This window comes from Streptomyces sp. NPDC002588, assembly GCF_040295925.1.
In the GTDB taxonomy this organism is placed as follows: Bacteria; Actinomycetota; Actinomycetes; order Streptomycetales; family Streptomycetaceae; genus Streptomyces.
Window position 1 is genome coordinate 33,131 of sequence record NZ_JBEOWF010000030.1, and the last position, 26,920, is coordinate 60,050.

General features: G+C 71.6%; 29 protein-coding genes. 17 read left to right on the forward strand and 12 right to left on the reverse strand.

All coding sequences use genetic code 11. From position 1 onward, the window contains the following. Positions 1 to 173: 173 nt before the first annotated feature. The 3 genes from ABT057_RS30420 to ABT057_RS30430 all read left to right on the forward strand — a co-directional run bounded on the left by ABT057_RS30420 (position 174) and on the right by ABT057_RS30430 (position 2,441). Positions 174 to 1,199 carry a Strvi_7410 family MBL fold metallo-hydrolase gene (locus tag ABT057_RS30420; RefSeq protein WP_352346831.1) on the forward strand — a complete coding sequence of 342 codons (1,026 nt, stop codon included), beginning with the start codon at positions 174 to 176 and terminating at the stop codon, positions 1,197 to 1,199. Positions 1,200 to 1,239: 40 nt separating this feature from the next. Next, on the forward strand, positions 1,240 to 1,680 hold the full coding sequence (locus ABT057_RS30425; RefSeq protein ID WP_352346832.1) for a nuclear transport factor 2 family protein: 441 nt from the start codon (positions 1,240 to 1,242) through the stop codon (positions 1,678 to 1,680). A gap of 344 nt (positions 1,681 to 2,024) precedes the next feature. Further along, positions 2,025 to 2,441: an aggregation-promoting factor C-terminal-like domain-containing protein gene (locus ABT057_RS30430; RefSeq protein WP_352346833.1), complete on the forward strand. Its 417-nt coding sequence runs from the start codon at positions 2,025 to 2,027 to the stop codon at positions 2,439 to 2,441. 83 nt (positions 2,442 to 2,524) lie between these two features. On the opposite strand, the gene ABT057_RS30435 is transcribed toward ABT057_RS30430, so the two are convergent. The 3 genes from ABT057_RS30435 to ABT057_RS30445 are packed head-to-tail and all read right to left on the reverse strand — an operon-like array spanning position 2,525 to position 4,432. Beyond that, a complete protein-coding gene (locus ABT057_RS30435; protein ID WP_352346834.1) occupies positions 2,525 to 2,911 on the reverse strand; it encodes a PIN domain-containing protein in 387 nt (128 codons plus the stop codon). Continuing rightward, positions 2,908 to 3,171, reverse strand: coding sequence for a hypothetical protein (locus tag ABT057_RS30440; RefSeq protein WP_352346835.1), 264 nt, complete (start codon positions 3,169 to 3,171; stop codon positions 2,908 to 2,910). Before ABT057_RS30440 ends, ABT057_RS30435 begins: the two co-directional genes overlap by 4 nt. Positions 3,172 to 3,196: 25 nt before the next feature. Beyond that, positions 3,197 to 4,432, reverse strand: coding sequence for a cytochrome P450 (locus ABT057_RS30445; RefSeq protein WP_352346923.1), 1,236 nt, complete (start codon positions 4,430 to 4,432; stop codon positions 3,197 to 3,199). 163 nt (positions 4,433 to 4,595) lie between these two features. Here ABT057_RS30445 and ABT057_RS30450 point away from each other — a divergent pair, with 163 nt between their 5' ends. Beyond that, positions 4,596 to 5,765, forward strand: coding sequence for a steroid 3-ketoacyl-CoA thiolase (locus ABT057_RS30450; protein WP_352346836.1), 1,170 nt, complete (start codon positions 4,596 to 4,598; stop codon positions 5,763 to 5,765). Here ABT057_RS30450 and ABT057_RS30455 read toward each other — a convergent pair. Then, complete coding sequence (locus ABT057_RS30455; protein ID WP_352346837.1) at positions 5,749 to 5,934, reverse strand: DUF397 domain-containing protein; 186 nt, start codon at positions 5,932 to 5,934, stop codon at positions 5,749 to 5,751. The genes ABT057_RS30450 and ABT057_RS30455 overlap by 17 nt on opposite strands. Further along, a complete protein-coding gene (locus tag ABT057_RS30460; RefSeq protein WP_352346838.1) occupies positions 5,912 to 6,742 on the reverse strand; it encodes a helix-turn-helix domain-containing protein in 831 nt (276 codons plus the stop codon). The genes ABT057_RS30455 and ABT057_RS30460 overlap by 23 nt, the downstream gene beginning before the upstream one ends. Positions 6,743 to 6,829: 87 nt before the next feature. Here ABT057_RS30460 and ABT057_RS30465 point away from each other — a divergent pair, with 87 nt between their 5' ends. From ABT057_RS30465 to ABT057_RS30480, 4 genes are all read left to right on the forward strand, one after another. Further along, positions 6,830 to 7,258 carry an ATP-binding protein gene (locus ABT057_RS30465; protein ID WP_352346839.1) on the forward strand — a complete coding sequence of 143 codons (429 nt, stop codon included), beginning with the start codon at positions 6,830 to 6,832 and terminating at the stop codon, positions 7,256 to 7,258. Positions 7,259 to 7,333: 75 nt separating this feature from the next. Then, complete coding sequence (locus tag ABT057_RS30470; RefSeq protein ID WP_352346840.1) at positions 7,334 to 7,675, forward strand: ArsR/SmtB family transcription factor; 342 nt, start codon at positions 7,334 to 7,336, stop codon at positions 7,673 to 7,675. A 3-nt stretch (positions 7,676 to 7,678) separates the two neighbouring features. Next, positions 7,679 to 8,185: an SRPBCC family protein gene (locus ABT057_RS30475; RefSeq protein WP_352346841.1), complete on the forward strand. Its 507-nt coding sequence runs from the start codon at positions 7,679 to 7,681 to the stop codon at positions 8,183 to 8,185. Beyond that, complete coding sequence (locus ABT057_RS30480; protein ID WP_352346842.1) at positions 8,185 to 8,820, forward strand: dihydrofolate reductase family protein; 636 nt, start codon at positions 8,185 to 8,187, stop codon at positions 8,818 to 8,820. Before ABT057_RS30475 ends, ABT057_RS30480 begins: the two co-directional genes overlap by 1 nt. A 132-nt stretch (positions 8,821 to 8,952) precedes the next feature. Here the strand turns inward: ABT057_RS30480 and ABT057_RS30485 are convergent, their stop codons facing one another. Beyond that, complete coding sequence (locus ABT057_RS30485; RefSeq protein WP_352346843.1) at positions 8,953 to 11,001, reverse strand: bifunctional glycosyltransferase 87/phosphatase PAP2 family protein; 2,049 nt, start codon at positions 10,999 to 11,001, stop codon at positions 8,953 to 8,955. 435 nt (positions 11,002 to 11,436) lie between these two features. Between ABT057_RS30485 and ABT057_RS30490 the strand changes: the two genes are divergently transcribed. Both ABT057_RS30490 and ABT057_RS30495 read left to right on the forward strand, forming a co-directional pair. Then, entirely contained in the window at positions 11,437 to 12,963 is a 1,527-nt protein-coding gene (locus tag ABT057_RS30490; RefSeq protein WP_502973988.1) for a DUF2330 domain-containing protein, read from the forward strand. Between the two features lie 95 nt (positions 12,964 to 13,058). Beyond that, complete coding sequence (locus tag ABT057_RS30495) at positions 13,059 to 13,730, forward strand: O-methyltransferase (protein ID WP_352346844.1); 672 nt, start codon at positions 13,059 to 13,061, stop codon at positions 13,728 to 13,730. Positions 13,731 to 13,763: 33 nt separating this feature from the next. On the opposite strand, the gene ABT057_RS30500 is transcribed toward ABT057_RS30495, so the two are convergent. Further along, positions 13,764 to 14,156, reverse strand: a complete 393-nt coding sequence (locus ABT057_RS30500; protein ID WP_352346845.1) for a hypothetical protein — start codon at positions 14,154 to 14,156, stop codon at positions 13,764 to 13,766. A 125-nt stretch (positions 14,157 to 14,281) separates the two neighbouring features. On the opposite strand from ABT057_RS30500, the gene ABT057_RS30505 reads away from it, so the two are divergent. After that, on the forward strand, positions 14,282 to 14,704 hold the full coding sequence (locus tag ABT057_RS30505) for a DnaJ family domain-containing protein (RefSeq protein ID WP_352346846.1): 423 nt from the start codon (positions 14,282 to 14,284) through the stop codon (positions 14,702 to 14,704). Here ABT057_RS30505 and ABT057_RS30510 read toward each other — a convergent pair. Continuing rightward, positions 14,693 to 15,283: a hypothetical protein gene (locus tag ABT057_RS30510; RefSeq protein WP_352346847.1), complete on the reverse strand. Its 591-nt coding sequence runs from the start codon at positions 15,281 to 15,283 to the stop codon at positions 14,693 to 14,695. The genes ABT057_RS30505 and ABT057_RS30510 overlap by 12 nt on opposite strands. 5 nt (positions 15,284 to 15,288) lie before the next feature. Beyond that, on the reverse strand, positions 15,289 to 15,957 hold the full coding sequence (locus ABT057_RS30515; protein WP_352346848.1) for a hypothetical protein: 669 nt from the start codon (positions 15,955 to 15,957) through the stop codon (positions 15,289 to 15,291). Positions 15,958 to 16,211: 254 nt separating this feature from the next. Between ABT057_RS30515 and ABT057_RS30520 the strand changes: the two genes are divergently transcribed. Continuing rightward, entirely contained in the window at positions 16,212 to 16,721 is a 510-nt protein-coding gene (locus tag ABT057_RS30520; protein ID WP_352346849.1) for a GNAT family N-acetyltransferase, read from the forward strand. Here ABT057_RS30520 and ABT057_RS30525 read toward each other — a convergent pair. Then, positions 16,714 to 18,768, reverse strand: coding sequence for an MDR family MFS transporter (locus ABT057_RS30525; RefSeq protein WP_352346850.1), 2,055 nt, complete (start codon positions 18,766 to 18,768; stop codon positions 16,714 to 16,716). The two genes, ABT057_RS30520 and ABT057_RS30525, sit on opposite strands and share 8 nt — an antisense overlap. Positions 18,769 to 18,939: 171 nt before the next feature. On the opposite strand from ABT057_RS30525, the gene ABT057_RS30530 reads away from it, so the two are divergent. Continuing rightward, positions 18,940 to 19,968, forward strand: a complete 1,029-nt coding sequence (locus tag ABT057_RS30530) for a peptidoglycan-binding domain-containing protein (protein WP_352346851.1) — start codon at positions 18,940 to 18,942, stop codon at positions 19,966 to 19,968. 28 nt (positions 19,969 to 19,996) lie between these two features. Here ABT057_RS30530 and ABT057_RS30535 read toward each other — a convergent pair whose 3' ends face one another. Both ABT057_RS30535 and ABT057_RS30540 read right to left on the reverse strand, forming a co-directional pair. Beyond that, positions 19,997 to 20,650 (reverse strand): HAD-IA family hydrolase, encoded by a 654-nt coding sequence (locus ABT057_RS30535; protein WP_352346852.1) that lies wholly within the window; start codon positions 20,648 to 20,650, stop codon positions 19,997 to 19,999. A gap of 166 nt (positions 20,651 to 20,816) precedes the next feature. Beyond that, positions 20,817 to 21,389, reverse strand: coding sequence for a TMEM165/GDT1 family protein (locus tag ABT057_RS30540; RefSeq protein ID WP_352346853.1), 573 nt, complete (start codon positions 21,387 to 21,389; stop codon positions 20,817 to 20,819). A gap of 378 nt (positions 21,390 to 21,767) precedes the next feature. Between ABT057_RS30540 and ABT057_RS30545 the strand changes: the two genes are divergently transcribed. From ABT057_RS30545 to ABT057_RS30560, 4 genes are all read left to right on the forward strand, one after another. Continuing rightward, entirely contained in the window at positions 21,768 to 22,412 is a 645-nt protein-coding gene (locus tag ABT057_RS30545; protein WP_352346854.1) for an HNH endonuclease family protein, read from the forward strand. A 78-nt stretch (positions 22,413 to 22,490) separates the two neighbouring features. Continuing rightward, a complete protein-coding gene (locus ABT057_RS30550; RefSeq protein ID WP_352346855.1) occupies positions 22,491 to 24,122 on the forward strand; it encodes an alkaline phosphatase D family protein in 1,632 nt (543 codons plus the stop codon). A gap of 145 nt (positions 24,123 to 24,267) precedes the next feature. Continuing rightward, positions 24,268 to 26,223 (forward strand): FAD/NAD(P)-binding protein, encoded by a 1,956-nt coding sequence (locus ABT057_RS30555; RefSeq protein WP_502973991.1) that lies wholly within the window; start codon positions 24,268 to 24,270, stop codon positions 26,221 to 26,223. Positions 26,224 to 26,292: 69 nt separating this feature from the next. Continuing rightward, entirely contained in the window at positions 26,293 to 26,751 is a 459-nt protein-coding gene (locus ABT057_RS30560) for a DoxX family protein (protein ID WP_352346856.1), read from the forward strand. Positions 26,752 to 26,920 lie beyond the last annotated feature (169 nt).

Genomic DNA, 26,920 nt, shown 5'->3' on the forward strand with positions numbered 1-26,920 from the left:
GACAACGACAGACAACGACCGCTCCACAGCTGGTCAGAGCGTCCCGCTCACTCGTTCCCCCTGCCCTATCTGACACTTCATCAGTTCTAGTTATAGTGGGCAATGGCCACGGGCCATGGGGCCAGGCAGCCACGGGGCCAGGCGACCGTGGGACCGCGGGCGACGGAGGGCAGATGACGAAGACGTTCGATCACGGCGGGGGCGTGCGGTCCCTCCAGGTGCCCATCCCGGACAACCCGCTCGGCCACACCCTGGTGTACGTCGTCGACACCGACCGCGGCCCGGTCCTGGTCGACACCGGCTGGGACGACCCCGAGTCGTGGGACGCCCTCGCCGATGGGCTCGCGGCCTGCGGCACGGACGTCTCCGGCCTCCACGGCGTCGTCGTCACGCACCACCACCCCGACCACCACGGCCTGTCCGGCAAGGTGCGGGAGGCGTCCGGGGCGTGGGTGGCGATGCATGAGGCGGACACGGCGATCGTGCGCCGGGCGCGCGGGACCCGCCCCGAACGCTGGTACACGTACATGGCGGAGAAACTCGCGGCCGCCGGCGCCCCCGAGGAACACCTCACCCCCCTGCGCACGGCCCGGCGCCGCACCCTCCCCGGCCTCTCCCCCGCCCTGCCCGACCGCGAGATCGTCCCGGGCGAACTGCTCCCCCTCCCGGGCCGCCGGCTGCGCGCGATCTGGACCCCGGGCCACACCCCCGGCCATGTCTGCCTGCACCTGGAGGAGGAGCATCCGGCCGGACTCCCCGGCCACGGCCGTCTGTTCTCCGGCGACCACGTCCTCCCGGAGATCACCCCGCACATCGGCCTATACGAGGACCCCGACGACACCACGGTCACCGACCCCCTCGGCGACTACCTCGACTCCCTCGAACGCGTCGGCCGGCTCGCCCCCGCCGAGATCCTCCCGGCCCACCAGCACCCCTTCACCGACGCCCCGTCCCGTGTGCGCGAGCTCCTCACCCACCACGAGGCCCGCCTCACCGACCTCCTCGCCCTCCTCGCCACCCCGCTCACCCCCTGGCAGCTCGCCGTACGGATGGAGTGGAACCGCCCCTGGGAGCAGATCCCGTACGGCTCGCGGAACATCGCGGTGTCGGAGGCCGAGGCGCATCTGCGGCGGCTGGTGAAACTGGGCCGGGCGGAGGCGGTGGCGGGGAGCGATCCGGTGACGTACGTCGCGGTGTAAACCGTTCGCACACCGGTGGCCGACCTTGCTAAACAATCGTATGGACCCCCTGGAGCACCTTCTCGCCGAGCGCGCCTGCGAGCGCCTCGTCATCGACTTCGTCCACCGCCTCGACCTCGGCCGACCGGCCTCCGTGGCCGAGCTGTTCACCGAGGACGGCAGCTGGGAGTGGCCTGCGGGCGACCGGCTGGTCAAGGGCCGCGCGGCGCTGCGGGACTACTTCGGCTCCCGCCCCGCCGACCGCCTCTCCCGCCGTCTGATGTCCAACGTCCTGGTCACGCTCACCACCCCGGACACCGCCCACGCCACCTCGTACTTCTCGACGCACCGCGTCGACGGCTACGAGGGCGGCATCGTTCCGGCGGGCCCCCCGGTCCAGGTCGGCCACTACGAGGACACGTTCCGCAGGGTCGACGGTGACTGGCTGCTCACCACCCGGGTCCTGCACCTCCCCTTCGGCGGCCCGACGCCCCGCGCCTGACTCCTGGGCCCGGCCGTGCTCAGGGAGCTACGCAGAGCCACCCGCCGGGCCGCGTGCGAGACCGCGGTCACGTTCGAGGACCGTTGACCGGTGAACCGCCCCACATGACCCACATCACCTACTAATCACGGTAGTGCCGCGTATCGGATGCCACGCACGCACTCACCCGGCACACCAGGTCCCCCAATACGACCACAACTAGCAAAAGGGGTCTTTGCGGACGCTTCCGGACTTTGCTTCTGTGGATGACGTCGCACGGCGCCGACGAGCCCACGGGCCTCGGCGCCGACGCATGCAGTCACTGTGCGGCGCGACCGCATCTGTCCCCGAAGAAAAGGTTCTCCGTGTCCGTCTCCGTCATCCGTCGCATCGCCTCCCCCAAGAAGGCCCTGACCGTCGCCGCCGTGGCCGCCGCCACCGCCGGCATGGCCCTGTCCGCGGCGCCCGCCCACGCGGCCTCCGCACCCTCGGCCGCCCAGGCCCAGGCGATCGCGCACAAGATGATCCCGGACGCGGCCCAGTACGCCGCCTTCTCCAACATCGTGAAGCACGAGTCCAACTGGGACGTCGACGCCACCAACGCCTCCTCCGGCGCCTACGGCCTCGTCCAGGCCCTCCCGGGCGCGAAGATGGCCTCGGCCGGCTCGGACTGGAAGACCAACGCCAAGACCCAGATCAAGTGGGGACTGGACTACATGAACTCCCGCTACGGCAGCCCGGTCGGCGCCTGGAACTTCTGGCAGGCCAACGGCTGGTACTGAGCCACGCCCGGCACCCGCTGATCCGCGCGAAGGCGGCGGTCCCCCGATCCCCGGGGACCGCCGCCTTCGCCGTACCGGCCGCCTCAGCGGTTGAGGTCGAGCACGGGCACGCCGCGCCCTTCATATGCTTTCGGCTGCACGGTGGCGACGGCCCCGTCGGCTCCGAACTCGGGCAGATGACGGACGGCATGGATCGCGGCACCGATCCCCGGAGGGACACCGTCGCGCTCCATCCTCGCCACCGCCAACGCCGCCGGATAGTCCAGCTCGACGGTGTGAACGGACTCCAACTGCCCGACGTGCTCAACGATTCCGAGATACTCACGATCGGCTTCCAGGACCGAGAGCGTAGGCACCCAGAGACGGGTCTCCACCTCCAAGCCGGCCCAGTGGATGAGCGCGGACACCTGCCGGTTGCCCGAAATCGCCACCAGCGTCGGCGAGTCCAGCACGAGGTGGTGCAGGATCACGCGGCTTCCCCCTGCTCCTGAGCGAACACCTCCCGGACCTTGCGCCCTATCGCGGCGCTGTCCTCGTCGGTCACCTCGACGCCGAAGTGCTCCGCCAGGTACGCGCGGGTCCGCTCCGCGCGCTCCCGGCGCTCCTCCTCGGTCAGGGTGGATTCCGCGAACTCCTGCACCAGAGACCGGATCGACGTCCCTCGGGACTCGGCGATCACCGCGAGGCGATCGCGCACCTCGGCGGGGACGCGGATCATTGCATCAGCCATGCCCAGAGTATACGGCTACGTATACTCACTCGGCGCTGACTTTCAGCTCCTTCACCCCGTTGATCCAGGCGGACCGCAGCCGCCGCGGGTCCTCGACGAGCCGTAGCCCGGGCATGGCGTCGGCGATGGCGTTGAAGATGAGGTTGATCTCGAGGACGGCGAGCGACTTGCCGAGACAGAAGTGGGGTCCGCCGCCCCCGAACCCGAGATGAGGATTGGGATCCCGCGTCACATCGAACTCGTCGGGCCGCTCGAACACCTCGGGATCATGGTTGGCGGACGCGTAGAAGAGCCCGACCCGATCCCCCTTCCTGATCAGCTTGCCGCCGAGCTCGGTGTCCTGGGTGGTGGTCCGCTGGAAGGAGACGACGGGCGTGGCCCACCGCACGATCTCCTCGGCGGTGGTCGAGGGCCGTTCCCGCTTGAACAGCTCCCACTGCTCGGGGTGCGTGAGAAAGGCATGCATCCCATGAGTGATCGCGTTCCGGGTGGTCTCGTTCCCCGCCACGGCCAGCATCAGCACGAAGAAGCCGAACTCGTCGGAGTTCAGGTTCCCCTCGTCCTCGGCGGCCACGAGCGTGCTGACGATGTCATGGGCGGGGCACTGCTTCCGTTCCGCGGCCATGTTCATCGCGTACGAGAGCACCTCGGCCGCGGACTGCGCCCCGACCTCCTCGGTGATCGCGTACTCGGGGTCGTCGTAGGCGATCATCTTGTTGGACCACTCGAAGACCTTGGCCCGGTCGTCCTGCGGAATGCCGATCAGCTCGGCGATGGCCTGAAGCGGCAGCTCACAGGCGACGGAGGTGACGAAGTCGAAGGGGCCGGACTGCTCCACGGCCGCCTGAACGATCGCGGTGGCCCGCGCCCGCAACCGCTCCTCCAGCCCCCGGATCGCACGGGGCGTGAACCCTCGCTGCACGATCTGCCGCACGCGCGTGTGCTCGGGTGGATCCATGTTCAGCAGGATGAACCGCTGCGCATCGATCGACTCCCGCGGGATGTGCTCGTTGAAGCGGATGATCGCGGTATTGAGATAGGAGGAGAAGATCTCGGGGTGGGTGGAAACGTACTTCACGTCCGCGTGCCGGGTGACGGCCCAGTACCCCTCGTCCTGGAAGCCGGCGACGTTGCCCGGCTGAGGGATCCAGCGGACCGGCTCGGCGAGTCTGAGCTCGGCGAACTCCGGCAGGGGCACACGGTGTTGCAGCAGGTCGGGATCGGTGAAGTCGAACCCGTCGGGAAGCGCTGGACAGGGCATGGGCAGCTCCAGCCAAATCTGACGCGTCATCAGATACAGATTGCCGTGAAGGTAGTTCAGGCTGCTTAAGCCTGCAAGACCCTTGCGGTGACCCACATCACGTCCGCAGACTGCTCTGAAGAACTAGAACACGTACTAGTTCCTCGGAGGAGGATCCGCACCCATGGCCGCCGAACCCGTGATCGTGGAAGCAGTCCGCACCCCTATCGGCAAGCGCGGCGGCGCGCTCGCCAACCTGCACCCCGCCTACCTCCTGGGCGAGACCTACCGCGAGCTCCTGGGCCGCACCGGCATCCCCGCCGACGCGGTCGAGCAAATCGTCGGCGGCACGGTGACCCACGCCGGCGAACAGTCCATGAACCCCGCCCGCACCGCCTGGCTGTCGATGGGCCTCCCGTACGAGACGGCGGCCACCACGGTCGACTGCCAGTGCGGCTCCTCGCAGCAGGCGTCACACATGACGGCGAACATGATCGCGGCGGGCGTCATCGACGTCGGGATCTCGTGTGGAGTGGAGGCGATGTCGAGGGTCCCCCTCGGCTCGGGATCGAAGCACGGCCCGGGAAAGCCGTTCCCGGACGAATGGAACGTAGACCTGCCGAACCAGTTCGAGGCGGCGGAACGCATCGCGAGGAACCGCGGCCTGACCAGGACGGACGTCGACGAACTGGGCCTGCTGTCCCAGTCCCGGGCGGCGGTGGCCTGGTCGGAGGAACGCTTCAAGAAGGAGACCTTCGCCGTCCAGGTCCCGACGACAGAGGAGGAACAGGCGGCGGGGCAAGGCATGTGGCGCCTCGTCGACAAGGACGAGGGCCTGAGGGACACGTCGGCGGAGGCGCTGGCGGGACTGAAGCCGGTCATGCCGAAGGCGATCCACACGGCCGGCAACTCGTCCCAGATCAGCGACGGCGCGGCGGCGATCATGTGGTCGTCGAAACGGATGGCCCGCGCCCTGAAGCTGAAGCCGAGGGCGAGGATCGTGGCCCAGGCCCTGGTGGGAGCGGACCCGCACTACCACCTGGACGGCCCCATCGACGCGACGAGGGCGGTGCTCGGCAAGGCAGGCATGTCACTGAAGGACATCGACCTGGTCGAGATCAACGAGGCGTTCGCGTCGGTGGTGTTGAGCTGGGCGAAGGTGTTGGGGGCCGACCTCTCCAAGGTCAACGTCAACGGCGGAGCGATCGCCCTCGGGCACCCGGTGGGAGCGACGGGCGCCCGCCTCATCACGACGGCCCTGCACGAACTGGAGCGCGCGGACAAGGAGTTCGCCCTGATCACCATGTGCGCGGGCGGCGCACTGGCGACGGGGACGATCATTCAGCGGCTGTAGCCGTCCAGCTGAGGAATTCCGAGAACACGGCGGGCCGGACCGTGAGGATCGGGCCCGTCGGGTTCTTGGAGTCGCGGATGGCGATGGTCTTGGGCGCCTCCGCGATCTCGACGCACTCCCCGCCCTGATCACCGCTGTAGGACGACTTACGCCAGACGTTGCTCTCCATAGCGCTCCTCCATCACTCGCCGGATCAGCTCCGCCGAATTCTTGAGGGAGAGAGCGGCGGCCCGGAGATGATCGTAACGGAGTGAACAGTCCTTGACCGTGTCCGGGTTCGCGCTGGGATGGCCGCTGCCGTACCCCTCGGTATAGACGATGGCGGGGTCGCTCGCGAAGCGGAAGAGGGTGAACGAGCCTTGGATTCCGGGGTGCGCACCGGCGGCGAACGGCAACACCTGAATGTTGATCCGCGGATCGTCCTCGAAGGACAACAGGTGGGCCAGTTGCTCGCGCATGACCTCCCGACCACCGATCTCCTGGCACAGCACGCCCTCGCTGATGACGACCCAGAAGACCGGCGGATCGCTCTTCCCGAGGACGCGCTGACGAGCGAGCCGGACGGCGGTGCGGTCGTCGAGGTCGCTCTTGTCGAGCACGCCGAGAACAGCACGCACGTACGCCGGAGTTTGCAGCAGACCATGGATGAGGTTGGTCTGGAAGGTACAGATCTCGATGGCCCGGGCTTCGAGCTCAGCCGTCTGCCTGAACCAGGCCGGAAGTTGACTGCGAAGAACGAGCACGACGAGCCGCGAGAACAACCCGCCGGTCCCGAGGGCCGCATCCACCCGCTCGCTGAACTCGAGCGTGGGCACTTTCCTCGCGGTCTCGATCTGCCCAACCAGCGAGCCGGTGTAGTTCAGAACGTCCCCGAGCTGCCGTTGCGTGAGGTCCGCCGCCTCCCTCAACCGCCGCAGCTCGAATCCGTAGTAGTCGAGCGGCGAGGCGCCCGGGTCGAGGACGTTGATGTGCACCACGAGGGGTCCCCTCTCACGACTTCCACAACGGAACGCGTTGTATTCGTTCAGTAGCCGAGGGTAGTCGTAGCACGTCACGCTCGTCCCGTGAACGGATACTTCCCCTCGATCTACGCGTCCCCGGTGTCCTTGCAGTACCGCATGACGCTGACGGCCGGCGCCCACTCGGCCCGCCACATCCGCAGGATCGCGCGCACGCACCTGGAGATCTGGGAACTGGAACACCTCACGGACACGGTCGAGTTGGCGCTGACAGAACTCATCGCGAACGTGGTCCGCCACGTCCCGGACAGCCGCTGCAAGATCCTCCTCCTGAAGCAGCGGACGGGCGTGCGGGCGGAGGCGACAGACACCCACCCCGAACTTCCCACCCCCACAACCACCGTGGACCCGGACTCGGAATCCGGCCGAGGTCTGTTCCTCCTGGCCGCCCTGGTCGACAGATGGGGCGTGTCACCGGCATCCGGCGGCGGGAAGACGGTGTGGTTCGAGTGCGACGGCATCACTCCTCACTGATCCAGCCCGACCGCGGCAGCCGATCCTCGAAGTCTCCCGTTTGACGCATGCCGATATCGGCATACGATGGTGTCCATGGCACGAGCAGCAACGACGTCGGACGTCTTCAACGCGATCGCCGAGCCGCAGCGCCGGGAGATCCTGGTACTGCTGCGGGCGGGTGAGCGGCCGGTGACCGAGTTGGCCCAGGAGTTGGGGATGACCCAGCCGGGGGCGTCCAAACACCTGCGGGTGCTCCGGGAGGTCGGGCTGGTGCGGGACCGCAAGGCAGGCAAGCAGCGCCTGTACGGCCTTGACGCCCGCGGGCTGCGACCGGTCCACGAGTGGACCGGCGGGTTCGAGCGGTTCTGGACCGAGAGCTTCGACCGGCTGGACGCGTATGTGCAGGACCTCAAGCAGGCAAGGCAGGAGGAGTGACCGATGGCAGCGACAGGACGGGACACGTCGGCGCAGTCAGCGACGGCCGACCGCGAGATCGTGATCTCCCGGGTCATCAGTGCCCCACGGGAGCTGGTGTTCGAGGCATTCACCGAAGTCCGGCACCTGTCGCGATGGTGGGGACCGGAGGGGTTCACCACCACCACGCGGGCCTTCGAGTTCCGCGTCGGCGGGGAATGGGAATTCGTGATGCACGGACCGGACGGGACGGACTACCAGGAGTGGATCTCCTGGACCGAGATCGCCCCGCCGGAGCGGATCGCGCTGCTGCACGGTGAGTCCCGCGGCGACCCGAACGCCTTCCAGTCGGTCCTCACGTTCGCGCCCGACGGCACGGCGACCCGGATCGAGATGCGCACGGTGTTCCCCACCAGGGAACTGCGCGACGAGGCGGTCGAGAAGTACCACGCGATCGAGGGCGGCCGGCAGACCCTGGGCAACCTGGATGCCTACGTCACCGAGAGCGTTCGGAAGGGAGTTGAGGACTGATGGCCGGAAAGGTGTTCTTCAGCGTTTCGATGTCGCTGGACGGGTTCGTCGCTCCCGAGGAGCGCATGGACGACCCGGATGGGCGGCGCTGGACGGCGCAGTGGATGGAGTTGCAGCAGTGGATATTTCCGCTGCGGTTCTTCCGGGAGAACCTGAAGCTCGGCGAGGGCGGCGAGGAAGGGCGCGACAACGACATCGCGCGGGAGACGTTCGAGCGCACCGGCGCGAGTGTGATGGGCAAGCGCATGTTCGACCTCGGCGAGCAGGCGTGGCCGGAGGAGGCGCCGTTCCACACGCCGGTCTTCGTCGTGACGCACGAGAAGCGTGACCCCTGGGAGCGGCCGGGTGGGACCACCTTCCACTTCGTCGACGACGGCATCGAGGCCGCGCTCGGCCAGGCCCGCGAGGCCGCCGGCGACCGAGACGTCCGCCTCGCGGGCGGCGGCGCAACGATCCTGGAGTACGTGAACGCCGGCCTGATCGACGAGTTCTCGATCGCGCTCGCACCCGTGCTGCTCGGCTCCGGAATCCGCCTGTTCGAGGGCGTGGACGCGGGCCGCGTGGCCCTGGAGCCGGTCCTCGCGGAGCCCACGCGGCGAGTGACCCACCTGACCTACGCGGTCCGGGAACGGTGACCGGCGCTGCCGGACACTTTCGACGTGGTGCTCCTCCAGGTCGGATGGAATCCGCGCGTGGAAGACTTCGGGCCGGGGGGCGGACACTGGCCTGCCCTCGGGGGCACTCCCGCCACCCGGCTGGCGACGGCCTCAGCCGCTCGGTGTCGGTTCCTTCTCCGCCGGTGCCGGTACGCGGTTCTCCGGGAGCTTCGCCGACCTCGCCCGCGGTCCCATCAGCAGGTACGCCAGTCCGAAGCCGGCCCCGACGACGACCCCGCCGCCCGCCGCGTCCAGCACCCAGTGGTTGCCGGTCGCGACGATCGCGGAGACGGTGAAGAAGGGGTGGAGGAGGCCGAGGACCTTCATCCACCACCTGGGGGCGACGATCGCGATGACCAGACCGCACCACAGGGACCAGCCGAAGTGCAGCGAGGGCATCGCCGCGTACTGGTTGGTGAGCGCGGTGAGGGTGCCGTAGTCCGGCTTGGAGAAGTCCTGGACGCCATGGACCGTGTCGATGACGCCGAGGGCCGGCATCAGACGGGGCGGGGCCAGGGGGTAGAGCCAGAAGCCGACCAGGGCCAGCAGCGTGGCGAAGCCGAGGGCCGAGCGGGCCCAGCGGTAGTCGACCGGGCGGCGCCAGTACAGGACGGCGAGGACCGTCAGCGGGACCACGAAGTGGAAGGACTCGTAGTAGAAGTCGAAGAAGTCGCGCAGCCAGCCGACGCCCACGATCCAGTGGTTGACCGCGTGCTCGATGTCGATGTGCAGGAACCGCTCGAGGTCGAGGACCTGCTGGCCGTGGACCTCCGCCCGGACCCGGCCCGCGGAGTTCGAGCCGCCGGTCGCCGCCAGCCTGACCTGCTGGTACGCCGCGTAGGTGACGCGGATCAGGAGCAGTTCGAGGAGGAGGTTCGGGCGGGTGAGGACACGCTTGAGGAACGGCAGCAGGGGGACCTGCCTGACGCGGGCCGGGACCGGTGCCGCGTACTCCGTCGGGATCGGCGAGCGGTAGTACGGGGAGGTGCGCGAGAGGAAGGGCACGACCGTCGCGGCGGCGATAGCGGCCAGCAGGACCGCGTTGTCGCGCAGCGGGTACAGGGCCGCCATGTTCGGCAGCATCATCTTCGCCGGCAGGGTCATGATGAGGATGACGGCGACCGGCCAGACGTAGCGGTCGGAGGCGCGCTTGCCGACCCGGCCGACCACCGCCAGCAGGACCCACAGGAGCTGGTGTTGCCAGGTGGTCGGGGAGACGGCGATCGCCGCGCAGCCGGTGAGGGCCACCGCGAGCAGCAGCTGGCCGTCGCGGGCGTAGCGCACCGAGCGGCGCACACCGACGACGGCGACGGCCGCGCCCAGCGCCAGGAACAGGCCGATCTCCAGCGGGCCGGAGAGGCCGAGGCGCAGCAGCGCGCCGTGCAGGGACTGGTTGCCGAGGGCGTCGGCGGCTCCGCCGAGGCCGACGCCCGCCATGTGGTGCACCCAGTAGGTGTACGAGTCGTGCGGCAGCGCCGCCCAGGCGAGCGCCGTGACGCCGGCGAAGGTGGCGCCGGTGGCGGCCGCGACGCGACGGCGGCCGGTGAACCACAGCAGCGCGGCGAAGAGCAGGACGGTGGGCTGGAGGGCGGCCGCCAGGCCGATCAGGGCGCCGGCGGCCCGCCAGTCGCGGGCGACGAAACAGCCGAGCAGGACGAGCAGCACCGGGATGATGCTGGTCTGGCCGAGCCAGAGCGTGTTGCGCACCGGCAGCGACAGCATGAGCAGGCTGATCGCGACCGGCGCGGCCAGCAGGGACGTGCGTCTGCTGACCGGTTGCGGCAGGGCGCGGGCGACCACCAGGCCGAGGGCGACGACCAGCAGCAGGGTGCCGAAGGTCCAGCCCCAGCCGAGGGCCTGTTCGGCCGCCCGGGTGAGGGGCTTGAGGACGAGTCCCCCGAAAGGGGTGCCCGTGAACTGCGTGGAATCGTAGAGCGAACCCTTGACGTGCAGCACGCCGTCCGGGCCGACCCAGGTCTCCAGGTCCGTCAGCCGTTCTCCGCGCGGGGTGTTCAGGACGACGGCCACCTGGCGTACGGCGAGGACCGCCGCGACCAGCCAGAGGCCGAGGCGGGCCGCACGCAGCCGTGCCCTCGCCGTGCCGACCGCGGTCGCCCCGAAGGCCTCCGCCGGTCGCCCGCTGTGCTCCGCATTCGCCACGCCTCGTAGGCCTCCCGCCCCGTACGTGCCACGCGTCCGTTGCGTGGGTGTTCCCTGGACGAACCCTATGCGGCTCGCCCCGCCCCCGGAGAGAGACGCAGGCCATCCCCGCTTCACCTGACGTCGGCCCTCCTTTTGTCCGGAAGACGATAGTGCGCCGGGGGCGAGGTTGCCTCCGCGGGGCGCGATGTGGGTCACAGCGCGGCCGGAACTGGCACTTCGCACGAACGGAACGGCCGCGTCAGCCGTACCGTCGTACGCCTGTACGCCACTGAGGGCAGCGGGACGGCTGCGAGTCGTGAACGGGCGGAACGACGGCGAAGGGGCTGCGGAATGGTCGGCTTGGTCGGGACGATCGGTTCACCTAGGGGGCGTGTGAGACGTCGGGAACGCAGGGAACATCGGGAGGGCGCGCGGAGGCAGCCGGGGGCACTGATGGGGGCGCGGGTCGCGGCCGTGCTCCTGGCGCTGCTCGCGGTCCAGTTCGGTTCGCTCCTCGCGCCGGCGTACGCCTGTGCCTGCGGTGCCCTGGTCCCGGGCGGCCAGCGGCAGGTGACGGTCGGCCGGGAGGTGTCGGTGCTGCGGTGGGACGGCCGGCAGGAGCAGATCGTGATGAGCCTGACGGTCGCCGGGGACGCCGACCGCGCCGCGTGGATCATGCCGGTGCCGGGCCGGGCCACGGTGGAGCTCGGCGACGCCGACCTGTTCGACCAGCTGGCCGCCGCGACCGCCCCGTCGAAACGTTCCCGCACCCATTTCTGGCCGCAGGACGGCGACTGGCCGCTGACCACCGGCGAGGGTGCGGGTGGGCCGCAGCCGCCGCCGGCCGCCGCGGCCGGGGTGGGCGTGGTCGGGCGGGAGCGGCTCGGGCCGTTCGACGTGGCCCGGCTGACCGCCACCGATCCGGCCGCCCTGGACGACTGGCTGAGCGCCAACGACTTCGCCCTCCCGCCCCGCCTCACGACCGCCCTGCGGCCGTACGTCGACCGGCGGTGGGAGTACGTGGCGGTCAAACTGGCCCCCGAGACCGCCGGCGCCACCCTGAACGGCGTCCTCGATCCGCTGCGCCTCACCTTCGCCGCGGACACCCCCGTCTACCCGATGCGCCTCTCCCGGCTGGCGGCCACCCCCCAGTCCCTGGGCCTGTACGTCCTCGCCGCGCACCGCATGGAGCCGGTGTCCCGGATCGGCGGCGAGCGCCCCAGGGTCACCTTCGCGGGCCGGGTCGGGCCGTCGACGCGCGGCCCGCTGGGCGAACTGGCGAAGGGCGCGCCGTTCCTGACGGCCGTCGCCCAGGAGTTCCCGCGGCCCTCGGCGATATCCGGGGACCACGAGCTGCGCCGGGCGCCCGCGGACACCGCCTTCCGTCAGGTGATCTACGAGGACCATCTGCTCACCGTGGCCGGCGTCCCGGTGTGGCTGCTGACCGTGATCGGCGTGCTGGCGGGGGGCGCCACGTCGGCGGTCACGGTCGCGGTCCGCAGGAACCGGGCCCACCGGGCCGCCCAGCCGGGCCCCCGCCACGCCTCGGGCCTCCGCCCTGCGGCACCGCCCCGGCAGGCCGGAGCGGTGCCCCCGGTGCCGGCCACGCCCCCCACGGCCGGCGCCCGCCCGGCGCCCCCCGCCGCGGCACGTCCCGCACCCCCGTCGCGCCCGGTCCCGCCCTCCGCGGGAGCCGTACGGCCGACGCCGCCGCCCGTGCCGCCGACCGTGCCGCGTCCGGCTCCCTCGGCGCCCCTGGTGCCACCGCGGCCCGCACAGCCGCCCCGGCAGTCACCGCCGCCGCCCGTGCCCGCCACGCCGCCCGAGACGTCCGCCAGTTCGGCGGACGCCCCTGCCCGGCCGCCGTCCGCACCCTCCGTGCCGCGCACCGCCCCCTTCGCCCCGCCTCCGCGCCCCTCGCGGCCCCCCGCGCCCCCCAAGCCCTTCACGCGCCCCGTGGTCTCTCGGCCGAACAGGTGAATTCGCCCGGCGCGGGCCTGGGGGCTCCCGGCCGGGGGAACCGGCGGACGGCCGGGGCCGTTCTCACAGCACCAGCCACACGAGAGGCAGAGCGCATGAGCGAGTCGCAGGTCTGGGAAGCCGTCGACGCCTACTTCACGGCCCAGCTCACCCCGGACGACGAGGTGACCGAGGCCGCGTTGCGCGACAGCGAGGCCGCGGGACTCCCCCAGATCAACGTCACGGCGAACCAGGGCAAGCTCCTCCAGCTGTTCGCCGAGATCCAGGGCGCCCGGTCCATCCTGGAGATCGGCACGCTCGGCGGCTACAGCACCATCTGGCTGGCCCGCGCCCTCCCGGCCGACGGCCGGCTGATCTCGCTGGAGTACGACCCGAGACACGCGGAGGTCGCCGTCCGCAACATCGCCCGGGCCGGCCTGGACAAGCTCGTGGAGGTGCGGGTCGGCGCCGCCCTGGACTCGCTGCCCCTGCTGGCCGACGAGAACCCGCCGCCGTTCGACCTGGTCTTCATCGACGCCGACAAGGCCAACAACGCCCACTACCTGGAGTGGGCGCTGAGACTGACCAGCACCGGCAGCCTGATCGTCGTCGACAACGTCGTGCGGGGCGGCCGGGTCACCGACCCGGACACCGCCGACGGGGACGTGCGGGGCACCCGGGCCGCGATCGAACTGATCGGCTCCCACCCCCGCCTGAGCGGCACGGCGATCCAGACGGTCGGCACCAAGGGCTACGACGGTTTCGCCCTGGCCCGCGTCCTCGCGTAGCCCGGGGAGCGGCCGCCCGGGCCCGCTCCCCGCTCACTCCTCGTGGTAGAAGCCCACGTTGACGCTGCGCGGCCCGGTGCGGTCGAGGACGACGATCTCGCCCGAGCCGCCGCGCGGCAGCGGCACGGTCCCGCCGTAGACGATCTGCTGTGCGTACTCGCCCACCACGAGCCGCACCTCGGAGGACGGCTCGTCCTGTGAGCCGCGCAGCCAGGAGACCTGCCAGGTGCCCTCGGGGCCGCACAGGAACTCCAGGTGCACCCGGGAGACGAACAGCCAGTCCTCGGGCGTCACGAGGCGGCACACCGATGTGTCCCGGCCCACCCGCAGCACAGCACCCGGGTCACTGGGTGCGTCGGCCATGAGCATGCCGGCCGTGGCACCCTCTTCCGTCCCGGAGACGGTGGCCATGGTGAGTTCGAGCACGTGCGCTCCTTCGTGAAGCCGTTGGGCAACGGCTGGAATGGCGGCTGGAAATGCGGCTGAACAGTGTTTGCACAGCGGCCGCATGATAAATCGCCCGGGCCTGCCGCGTCCGGCACAATGGACGCATGACCGAGCGAAAGCCACCGGGTGTGCCGTTCGAGTCCTGGGTCGACAAACAGATCCGTGACGCGGAGCGGCGCGGCGAGTTCGACCAACTTCCGGGCGCGGGCAAGCCCTTGCCGCCGGGGACGGACACGTCGTACGACGAACTCTGGTGGATCAGACGCAAGATGGCCCGTGAGGGGCTGTCGGTGCTGCCTCCGGCCCTCGCTCTGCGCAAGGAGGCGGAGGACGCCCTCGCCGCCGCCTGGGCCGCACCCTCGGAGCGCATCGTCCGGAAGATCATCACGGACGTCAACGTCAAGCTCCGGGACATGATGTTCAGGCCGCCGCCCGGCCCCCCGCTGGGCATGAAGCCGTACGACGTGGAAGCGGTCGTACAGCAGTGGCGGGAGCGCCGGGCGGCGGATGGCGGGTCAGATGTGTAGCAGTCGCTCGGTCAGCTCACGGTAGTCCCGCAGAGCCAGCCGGAGCTGCTCGGTGTCGGTGGTCGTCGCCGTCTCGCCCTTGCCGCCCGCTTCGGCGGACTGCCAGGACCCGCGCAGGGTGCGGCGCCGCTGGTTCACGGCGTCGGTGAAGCGCGCGGTGAGTTCCTCCAGGACGTGGTCGGCCTCCGCGACGGCGTCCCTGGGGCCGTCCACGAACCCGACGACGGCGTGCTGCATGCGCGAGCCGAGCGCGTCGGACTCGTCGGCGGGCAGCAGCGGCGAGCCGTGCCCGTCGCCGGTCCCGGCCCTGGCAGGGGCCGTCGTCCCGGCAGGAGTCTTCGTCTCGGCAGTCTTCGTTTCGGCCGTCTTCGTGCCGGGATCCGTGGTCGTGCCGGGGTCCGCGGCGGTGCGGGCCTGCACGGCCGCCCTGGCCTTCTCGAGCGGGGTGGTGGGCCGGCGGCTCTCCGAGGCCGGGGGGTTCCCGGTGTTCGGCGTACCTGCCGTGCTCGAAGTGTTCTGGGCGTTCCGGGTGTTCTGGGTGTTCGCTGGGTTCGTCGCGCTCGGTGTCACGTCGGGCATCGCACTCAGCCCTCCTTGGTCTGGTGGCGGTGGAAGCCCCACGGCGCTTGGTGGGAGCGGTCGGCCGTGCGGGACGGCTGCCCGGAACGGTGCCGGCCGGACTCGCGGCGCTCCCGGCCCAGCAGGTCGTCGAAGAGCGCGCGGGCATCGATCATCGCCGCCCGCATGTCCTCGGTACCGGGCGCACGGTCGCCCCGGTCCCTGCCTCCGGTCCCCGCGAGAGCCGCCCCGTGCACGCGCCGGTAGCCGTGCACATGGTCCGCGTGGTGGACGGAGAGCGCGGCGACCTGCTCCTCGTACCGGGCGCCGTCCGGGAAGCCGCGGGCGCCCGCCACCTCGGCGAGCAGATGGTCGGCCTCGACGACCGCCGCCTTCGGGGAGTCGACGAACTGCTCCTGCGCGGCCCTCCAGCGGGCCTCGAACCGCTCGCGCTCGGCGGCCTCCAGCGGCCGCTCGCGCAGCCCGCCGTGCCGCTCCACCAGCGCGCCGAGTTCGTCCTCGGCCGCCTTGACGTCTCCGTCGTGCCGGGCCACGGCCCGGTCGTACTCGGGCCCGAAGCGCTGCTTCAGGCCGCGTCCGCCGTGCGAGCCCCGGGCCCGCACGGCCAGGATCGCCGCGACGGCGACAACGGCCGCCGCAGCCACGATCAGAGCGATGATCACGCCTGTGGACATGGTTGCCTTCCGGTGTGTCGGCCCCACGGGCCGGTTCCCGTTCCGGGTTGCCCGGAGGGCCTCTCCCAAACGGGGCACACGGACGTGTCGATCCGGCCGCCTCCCGGCCGGCGCACGAGTGTGAGAGCGGAAGTGTCGCCGGAGTGAGGGGCGGACCCGGTGCGGGAAGCGGGAGAGGCGGCAGGTGCCGGACTCGCCGGGAGTCGCCCATATCCGGTTGCGCGCCCCGCACACCGTGTCCGCAGAATGAGCGGATGACCTGGACCGTCGCCCCGGAACCCTTCGACTCCGCCGTCGCCGCCGCGCTCTGGCGGGCGTACTACACGGAGGTCAGCGACCGCTGGTACCTGCTGCACGAGGGGCGCCGGACCGACCCGGACGAGCTGGAGCGGGAGATCGCCGCCCGGACGTGGGAGGAACTCACCCCGCCCGGCGGACGGTTGCTGGTGGGGCGGTACGACGGCGAGCCGGGCGGCTGTGCGGGCGTGCGGCTGCTGGACGCGTCGACCGCGGAGCTCAAGCGGGTGTTCGTGCGGGAGGAACTGCGCGGGAAGGGCGGCGCCCCGCTGCTCGTCGGGGCCGCCGAGGACGCCGCCCGCGCGCTCGGCGCCACCCGGATGATCCTGGACACCCGCGGCGACCTGGTCGAGGCCCGCGCCCTGTACGCGCGGCTCGGCTACACGGAGACCGAGCCGTACAACGACGACCCGTACGCCGAGCACTGGTTCGCGAAGGGACTCGCCCGGCCGGAGGGCCTCAGGTGATCCGGGGGGTCGGCTTGCGGGGCACCGGCCGTTCGCCGTGCGGCTGTTCGCGTTCTGAGCCGCACAGTTCGTCGTTGATCTCCTTGACCAGCTGGACCAGGTCCGTGGGGCGGTCCGGGCCCCACCAGTCGCCGAGCAGGTCCGCCAGCGACCCCTCCCGCACCCGCGCCAGGTCGTCGGCGACCTCCCGGCCCTGCGGGGTCGGTATCAGGTCGAGGCCCTCGCGGACGGCGAGCCGGCGCTCCTCGACCTGGCGGGCGGCCTCGAGGATCACCTCGAGGGGGACGGTGCTGCGCTCGGCGAGCCGCCCCGGCTCGACGCTGCCGTACCTCTTCATCCGCAGCAGCAGCCAGCTCGCCGCCGGCAGCAGGTCGTGGCCGGCCTGTTCGGTGATCTTCCGGTAGATCTCGCGGCGGCCCTCTCGGGTGCCGAGGACGGACAGCGCCCGGCACACCTCGTCGTACGAGGACCGTTCGACCGGGTTGCTGGCGAGGGTCTCCGTGACGTCGGGCGCGGTGACCGAGCCGCGCAGCGGGTCCTCCCGGAGGAACCAGGCCAGTACGAAGCCGAGGACGGCGACGGGGGCGGCGTACAGGAAGACGTCGGTGATGGCGGAGGCGTACGCGTGCAGGGCGCTCGGCTGCAGGCCGGACGGCAGCGCGGCGATGTCGCGCGGGTCGGACTCCAGGCCGTGCACCGAGATGCCGGAGGGCAGCCGTACGCCCCGGAAGGCGTCGGTGAGTTTGTCGCCGAGGCGGCCGGCGAAGACGCTGCCGAAGATCGCGACGCCGAAGGAGGCGCCGATGGAGCGGAAGAAGGTGGCGCCGGAGGTGGCGACGCCGAGGTCCTCGTAGGGGACCGCGTTCTGCACGATGAGGACGAGGACCTGCATGACCAGGCCGAGGCCCACGCCGAAGACGAAGAAGCAGCTGCTCATCTCGAAGGTGGTGCTGTGCTCGTCCATCTGGTGGAGCAGGAGCAGGCCGATGGTGGTGACGCCGGTGCCGAGGACCGGGAACACCTTCCAGCGGCCGGTGCGGCTGACGATCTGCCCGGAGACCGTGGACGCCAGCAGCAGGCCGGCCACCATCGGCAGCATGTGCACGCCGGACAGGGTCGGCGAGACGCCGTGCACGACCTGGAGGAAGGTGGGCAGGTAGGTCATCGCGCCGAACATCGCGAAGCCGACGATGAAGCTGATGACGGCGGAGAGCGTGAAGGTGCGGACGGCGAACAGCTTGAGCGGGAGGACGGGTTCGGCGGCCCGCCGCTCCACCGACACGAACAGGGCGGCCAGTACGGCGCCCAGCACGGCGAGACCCACGATCTGGGGGGAGCCCCAGTCCCAGGTGGTGCCGCCGAGGGAGGCGACGAGGACCAGGCAGGTGGCGAGCGAGGCGATGAGGAGCGTGCCGAGGTAGTCGATGACGTGCCGGGCCGCCTTGCGCGGGATGTGCAGGACGGCCGCGATGACGGCGAGCGCGACGAGGCCTACGGGCAGGTTGACGTAGAACACCCAGCGCCAGCTCAGATGCTCGGTGAACAGGCCGCCGAGGAGCGGGCCGAGGACGCTGGTGGCGCCGAAGACCGCGCCGAACAGGCCCTGGTAGCGGCCGCGTTCGCGGGGCGGGACGAGGTCGCCGACGATCGCCATCGACAGCACCATCAACCCGCCGCCGCCGAGGCCCTGGAGGGCCCGGAAGGCGATCAACTGCGGCATGTTTTGCGCCATTCCGCAGAGCGCCGAACCGATCAGGAAGAGCACGATCGCGGCCTGGAAGAGTCTCTTGCGCCCGTACTGATCGCCCAGTTTGCCCCAGAGCGGGGTCGCGGCCGTCGACGCGAGCAGGTAGGCGGTGACGACCCAGCTCAGGTGCTCCAGACCGCCCAGGTCACTGACGATCGTGGGCAGGGCGGTGGAGACGATCGTCTGGTCCAGGGCGGCGAGGAGCATGCCGAGCAGCAGGGCTCCGATGGAGACGAGGACGTTTCCGGACACATGTTCCTGACGTGGATCCGCCGTCCTGCTGTGCGCGTCCAAGGCCATGGATACCTCCTGAGGCTCTCGTGCCACAGTCCATCGTGATCGGTGTGACCCGTTATGGCCTCCCGAGTCCCCCTCGGATCCGGCGGAACCGGGCGTTCCGGGGGGCTCGGCGAATCGGCCGTGTGGAGGATCTGCATAGACTCTGGATTTCTCATGGGGAGGGACGAACAGGTGAGCGAGCGGACGGGGCACCAAGGGCGACCGGGGCAGCGGGGGCTGCCGTGCCCGGAGTGCGGAGCGCTGCGCGCACCCGACAACACCCCGTCCTGCACCTGCGCCCAGCGCGCCGCCGACGCCCTGCGCGACACCCGTACGGCGGAGGCGGCCGCGGCCGAGGACTTCGATCCGCTGCGCATACGGCCGTACGTCGAACTCGGCGACGCGGCCGGTGAGGGGCCCGACGCGACGATGCAGCTGCGCGCGGTGCAGGCCCGGGCCGACGAGACCGTGCCGTTGCAGCGGGTCCGCCCGGGCGACTCGCCCGCCACCACCGACCTGAGCCTGTTCGAGGCGGGGGACGGTGAGGGCGCGGACGAGGCGGGCGGGCTCCGCACCGGGGACGGGGAGAGCGGCGAGGCGCCCTCGCGCGGCCGGCGCCGCCGCACCCTGCTGATCGCGGCCACCGCCGCGGCCGTGGCCGTCGTCGCCGCGGCCGGGTTCGCCGGCGGGCTGTTCAGCTACGAGTCGCCGACGCGCGACAGCGCCGCCCCGAAGGACGTCCGCGCCGCCGTGCCCGACACGTCGACGAGCGCGGCCTCCGAGTCCGCCGACGCGAGCCGCTCCGCCTCACCCTCGACGTCCAGCGCCTCGCCGCCCCCGTTCGAGAGCACGAGGTCTTCGCCCAGCGAGCCGGAGACGAGTTCCTCACCGACGGTCTCCGCGACGGCCACGGCGAGCGCGACGGCGCCGACCGCCCGGGCCACCGGAACCCTCGAACCCGACGACCGGTCCGACGACAGCCAGGAGACCATCACCCCGCCCGTCCTGCGCCTCGGCGACCAGGGCACGGAGGTGACGGAACTCCAGCTCCGCCTGCACCAGCTGTATCTCTACAACGGCGAGGCCGACGGCACCTTCAGCAGCGAGGTCGAGACCTCCCTGCGCAACTACCAGTGGTCACGCGGCATCCAGGACGACGAGCTGGGGGTGTACGGGGCGGCGACGAGGGCGAAGCTGGAGTCCGAGACCAAGGAGCCGTAGGCCGGCCGCGGACCGTGGTGCGGGGTGCTCACCCGGTGTGAATCCGGACCCCGTCCTCCGCGGCCTCGACCCGCACCGTCCGCAGGTCCCGCACCACCGCGTCCGGACCGTGCACGCCCGCCCTCGGGCCCACCCCCACGACCCGCATCCCGGCCGCCCGGCCCGCCGCGATCCCCGCGCCGGAGTCCTCGAACACCACGCACTCCTCCGGCGCGATCCCCAGCTCGGCCGCGGCCTTCAGGAAGCCCTCGGGGTCCGGCTTGCTCGCGCCGACCGACTCCGCGGTGATCCGCAGCTCCGGCAGCGGCAGCCCCGCGGCCGCCATCCGCGCCGTCGACAGCGGGACGTCCGCCGAGGTCACCAGGGCGTGCGGAACTCCCTGCGCGAGGAGGGAGGCGAGGAACCCGGGCGCCCCGGGCACCGGCACGACGCCGTCCAGATCGGCGGTCTCCTCCGCCAGCATCCGCGCGTTGTCCGCGAGGTTCTGCTCCATCGGGCGGCCGGGCAGCAGCACGGCCATCGAGGCGTACCCCTGCCGCCCGTGGACGACCTTCATGACCTCGGCGCCGTCCAGTCCGTGCCGCTCGGCCCAGCGCCGCCAGATCCGCTCGACGACGGCGTCGGAGTTCACGAGGGTGCCGTCCATGTCCAGCAGGAGGGCGCGGGCGGTGAGGACCGGCATCAGGCGGCTCCAGGTACGTCTCCGGACAGACAGAGAACAAGGCGGCCCCGCCCGCCGGTCAGGGAAAACGGGCGGAACCACTTTGTTCCTCCACGATACAAAATGGGTACGCCCCACCGCCACCCCCGTCGGAGAGCGTTCACCGAAGGTTCAGCCGGCGGCAGGGTCAGCCGGCGGCCGCCTCCCACAGGCTCCACACCCCGAGCCCCAGCATCAGCAGCGCCGCCATCCGGGTGATCAGCGTCAGCGGCACCCGCTTCATCAGCGCCTTTCCGCCGACGATGCCGAGGCCGGCCACCGCCCACAGTGCCAGCACCGCGCCGAGGCCGACGGAGAGCGGGTCGTCGTAGCGGGCGGCGAGGTTGGCGGTCATGATCTGCGTGAGGTCACCGAACTCGGCGACCAGGATCAGCATGAACCCCGCGCCGGCGACCTTCCAGAACGACTGGTCCTCCGGCCGCCGAACCTCCTCCTCGCCGTCGTCCCTCTTCCTGAGCAGCACGGCCGCGCCGCCCAGGAACAGCACGCCGGTCAGCACGTGCACGATCTGCCGCGGCAGCAGCGTCAGCACGCTCCCGGCCAGCACCACGTGCAGCGTGAAGGCGGCGGCTACACCGGCGAAGACGTACGAGGCGCGGTAGCGGGTGCCGAGGACGAGCCCGGCGAGGGCGGTCTTGTCCGGCAGTTCGGCCAGGAAGACGACGCCGAAGACGAGCGCCGCGACGGTGATGCTGATCAAGGTTCCTCAATCGGTCGGGGCTGCCCCACCGAGAGTGCTGTAGATCACATGGAGACACCTCGGCGCGGCAGCCACATGTGAACATGTGCTGCTGGCCGAAGGTCTCGCCAGCCGGTCCGGCACGGACCTGCCTCCGGGCGCCGGCTCAGACGGGCTGAGCAGTATGTCGACGGTCCCGGCGAAGAGCTACTCCCCTTCAACACGTCCCAGTGTACGAGATCGCCCACGAAGGCCCGTGCGAGATCGTTTCGCCATAAACCTTGTCGTGTCATGTACACGTCACTAACTTCTTACCAGACGCACACCTCCCCGCAATGGGAGCGGACGAGCATTCTCCTCGCTTGCGCTCCAACACCCCATCCCCCCAAGGGAGTTCGCATGCCCAAGTTCTACGCGCGTCGACGACTGAGCATACTCGCGGCACTCACCGGCCTCATAGCCTCCGTCGCGCTTTTCAACTCGCCGACCGCCTCCGCTGCCCTCCCCACCCCGGTCAGCGCGGCCACCGCCCGCACCTACCTCGCCTCGCTCACCGTGGCGACCGAGGACCGCACCGGCTACGACCGGGACCTCTTCCCGACCTGGATCACCATCAGCGGCACCTGCAACACCCGTGAGTACATCCTCAAGAGGGACGGTACGAACGTCGTCACCAACTCCGCCTGCACCGCCACCAGCGGCAGCTGGTACTCCCCCTACGACGGGGCCACCTGGACCGCCGCCTCGGACCTCGACATCGACCACCTGGTCCCGCTCGCCGAGGCCTGGGACTCCGGCGCCGACGCCTGGACCACCGCCGAGCGCCAGGCCTTCGCCAACGACATCACCCGCCCGCAGCTCATCGCCGTCACGGACAACGTGAACCAGTCGAAGAGCGACCAGGACCCGGCCGAGTGGATGCCGTCGGTCACCTCCTACCGCTGCACCTACGTCCGTGCCTGGGTACAGGTGAAGTACTACTACGACCTCTCCGTCGACTCGGCCGAGAAGTCCGCGCTCACCAGCTACCTCAGCAGCTGCTGATCACATTCGGGCTCCGGCCCCTCCCCGCTCTCCTCCGTCGCTGCGTACCGTACGGGTGCGACGGAGGAGAGTGATCGCGTGGCCGGACTGCGGCTGGGACCACTGCTGAGACACACCGACCGCTCGTCGGCGACCGTCTGGGTCGAGGCGAGCCGCCCGTGCGCCGCCGAGGTGCGCTGCGCGGACGGCACCGGCGGCACGGCCCGCACCTTCCAGGTGGCGGGCCACCACTACGCCCTGATCCAGGTGACCGGCCTCACCGCGGGCACGTCGACGGCGTACGAGGTGCTCCTCGACGGCACGCGCGTGTGGCCGCTGCCCGACTCCCGTTTCCCGCCCTCCGAGATCCGCCTCCCGGCCGAGGACGACGGCGTCCGGGTCGCCTTCGGCTCCTGCCGCTGGGCGGCGCCCCCGGCCGGCGCGCACGACCCGGTCGGCCCCGACGCCCTGGACAGCCTGGCCGCCCGCATCGCCGCCGACCCGGACGCCGAACGGCCCGACGTCCTCCTCCTGCTCGGCGACCAGGTGTACGCCGACGAGGTCTCCGACGCCGTACGGGAACGGATCCGGGCCCGCCGCGGCCTCGACGACCCGCCCGGCGCCGAGGTCGCCGACTTCGAGGAGTACACCTGGCTGTACTACGAGTCCTGGCTCGACCCCGAGGTGCGGTGGCTGCTGTCCACCGTCCCCAGCTGCATGGTCTTCGACGACCACGACGTGATCGACGACTGGAACACCTCCGCCGCCTGGGTCGCCGACATGCGGGCCACGCCCTGGTGGCGCGAGCGGATCCTGAGCGGTCTCATGTCGTACTGGGTCCACCAGCACCTGGGCAACCTCTCCCCCGCCGAACTCGCCGCCGACCCGCTCTACGCCGCCGTGCGCGCCACCCCCGACGGCACCGACGTGCTGCGCGAATTCGCCTGCCGCGCCGACACCGATCCCGCCTCCGTGCGCTGGAGCTACCGGCGCGACTTCGGCCGCGTCCGGCTGCTGATGGTGGACACCCGGGCCGCGCGGGTCCTCGAGGAGAGCGAACGCTCGATGCTCGACCCCGGGGAGGCCGAGTGGCTGCGCGAACAGGTGCTCCAGGACCGTGGCTCCTACGACCATCTCCTCATCGGCACCTCCCTGCCCTGGCTGCTGCCGCATCTGGTGCACCACGCCGAGGAGTGGGACGCGGCCCTGTCCCGGGGCGAACGCGGCGCGCGCTGGGCGCGGTTCGGGGAACGGCTGCGGCGGGCCGCCGACCTCGAGCACTGGGCGGCCTTTCCCGGCTCCTTCGCCGCGCTGGGCGAGCTGATCGCCGAGGCGGGGTCGGGAGACCGGGCGCCGGCGACGGTGCTCGTGCTGTCCGGGGACGTCCACCACGCGTACGTGGCCGAGGCGCGCTGGCCGGACCGGGCCGGCGCCCCCGAGGCGCGTGTGCTGCAACTCACCTGCTCGCCCGTGCACAACTCCGTCCCGTGGTCGATACGGACGGGCTTCCGCTTCGGCTGGAGCGCCGTCGCCCGCGCCCTCGGCCGGCGTCTCGCCGCGCACGGCCGCTGCCCCCGGCCGCCCGTGTCCTGGCGCAGGACCGGGGGGCCGTGGTTCGGCAACCAGCTCATGACCCTCACCCTGCGCGGCCGTTCGGCCCGGCTGCGGCTGGAACAGGCCGGCGGGAAGGACACGCTGACAACGGTGGAGGAGTCGGACTTGACCGTGTGACCGGGACAACCGGGGCGGATGGGGCCCACGTTGGCTTCTGGGACGCCCGACGGCATGATGAGGCGGACCGTCCGCTTCCCCTCACGCCTGTGGGCGGCCTGCTCCATCGCGCCCCACACGCCCGGGAGTCACCCCCTTGTCCTCAGTGCACGCCGAAGTCAACGCCGCGGCCGGTGCGAACGCTCAGGCGCCCGCGCGACCGGTACCGGTCGCGGTCGCCCTGGTCGGCGCCGGGCCGCGTGGCACCAGCGTCCTGGAACGCCTCTGCGCCTCCGCGCCGGAACTCCTCCCGCCGGGGGTGCGGCTGACCGTCCACGTCGTCGACCCCGATCCGCCCGGGCCGGGCCGGGTGTGGCGCACCGGACAGTCGCCCCAGCTGCTGATGAACACCGTGGCCTCGCAGGTGACCCTGTTCACCGACGAGAGCGTGGACTGCGCGGGCCCGATCCGCCCCGGCCCCAGCCTGCACGCATGGGCGGACGGCGCCCTGGGGCCGGACGAGTACCCGACCCGCGCCCACTACGGCCGCTACCTGGAGTGGGTGTTCGCCCGGGCCGTACGCGAGGCGCCGCCCTCGGTGCGGGTCGAGACCCACGCGGCCCGCGCCGTCCGGCTGGACGACGCCGCCGACGGCCGCCAGGTCCTCACCCTGGACGACGGCGGGGTCCTGCTCGGGCTGTCCGCCGTGGTCCTGGCCCAGGGCCACCTCCCCGTGATCGCCGACGCCGCCGGGCAGCGCCACACCGCCTACGCCGAGCGCCACGGCCTGCGCCACGTCCCGCCCGCCAATCCGGCCGACGTCGACCTGTCCGGCATCGCCCCCGGTGAACCGGTACTGCTGCGCGGCCTCGGCCTCAACTTCTTCGACCACATGGCCCTCCTGACGACGGGCCGCGGCGGCCGCTTCGTCCACACGGGCACCGGGTCTTCCGTGGACGGCGGACTGCGGTACGTGCCCTCCGGGCGGGAGCCGCGGCTGTACGCGGGATCCCGGCGCGGGATCCCCTACCAGGCGCGCGGCGACAACGCCAAGGGGCCCTACGGCCGTCACACCCCGCTCGTCCTGACCCCGGAGGTCATCGCGGGGCTGCGCAAGCGGGCGGACTCCGGGGAGGCGCCCGACTTCCTCGCGGAGATATGGCCGTTGGTGGCCAAGGAGGTGGAGACGGTCTACTACGCCACCCTCCTGGGCCGCACCGACCCGCGCCGTGCCGGATTCGTCGACCGTTTCCTCGCCGCCGCCCACCGCGACCCCGAGGAGGCCCGCGTCCTGGACGAGTTCGGCGTGGCCCGGGCCGACCGCTGGAGCTGGGACCTGATCTCCCGGCCGTACACGGGCCGCAGCTTCGCGCACCCGGGGCAGTGGCGGGACTGGCTGCTGGGGCATCTGCGCCGGGACGCGGCGGAAGCCGCCCGGGGGAACGTGGACGGCCCGCTGAAGGCGGCCCTGGACGTGCTGCGCGACCTGCGCAACGAACTGCGTCTGATCGTCGACCACGGCGGACTGGCCGGCACCTCCCGACGCGACCACCTCGACCGCTGGTACACCCCGCTCAACGCGTTCCTGTCCATCGGGCCGCCGAGGCGCCGGATCGAGGAGCTGGCCGCGCTGGTGGCCGCGGGGGTGGTGGAGGTGCTCGGGCCGCGCCTGGAGGTGCGCGAGGAGGACGGGGCCTGGCGGGCGCGCTCGCCGGAGGTGCCGGGCTCTGCGGTCCGGGTGACGACCCTGGTCGAGGCCCGGCTCCCGGAACCGGAGCTGCGCCGCACCGCCGACGATCTGCTCGCCCGGCTGCTGAAGACCGGTCGTTGCCGCCCCCACACGGTGGACGGCTACCTCACCGGTGGACTGGACGTGACGCCCCGCCCCTATCACCTGATAGACCGTCAAGGTCGGTCGCACGCAAAGAGGTTCGCGTTCGGCGTGCCCACGGAGGGGGTGCACTGGGTGACCGCCGCGGGTGCCCGCCCGGGGGTGGATTCGGTCACGCTCTCGGACGCCGACGCGGTGGCGAGAGCCGTTCTACGTGCGACGGCACAGGACGGGGAGCCCGAAGCGGAGTCGAAGCAGTGGCCAGATGTTGAACTTGCAAGCGTAGATTAGGTCCCCCTAACGTGGATCGCTCATTCGGTACCGCCGCCCCCACCGACAGACCGAAGGAGCACCCCCCACATGTCCGCTCGTCTCAACCAGGCCCAGCCCTACGCACTGGGCCTGTTCCGCATCGTCGTGGGCCTGCTGTTCGCCTGCCACGGCGCCGCCTCGCTCTTCGGAGTCCTGGGCGGAGCCGTCGGCACCGACGGCGGCACCCTCGAGGCCGGCACCTGGCCCGGCTGGTACGCGGCCGCGATCCAACTGGTCTGCGGCACCCTGGTGCTGCTGGGCCTCGGCACCCGGGCCGCCGCACTCCTGGCCTCGGGCTCCATGGCGTACGCGTACTTCAAGGTGCACCAGCCGAACGCCCTGTGGCCGCTGGAGAACGGCGGCGAGGCCTCCGCGATGTTCTGCTGGGCCTTCCTGCTGCTGATCTTCACCGGCTCCGGCGCGCTGGGCCTCGACCGGCTGTTCGCCCGGCGCGAGGCGGCCGGGGAACGGGAGCCGGCCGTACGAAAGACCACCGTCACGGCCTGACCGGCCGTCCGACAGACCGTCAGCACGGCCTGAACGACCGGTGCGAGGCGCCCCGGACCTTCCCAACGGTCCGGGGCGCCCTGCCCTTTCACCTCCCGCACCTGCCCTCGCGCCCCGTCCCCCGTGAACATGCTGTGCCGAACACGCGAGCCCCCCGTGATCTCTCCGT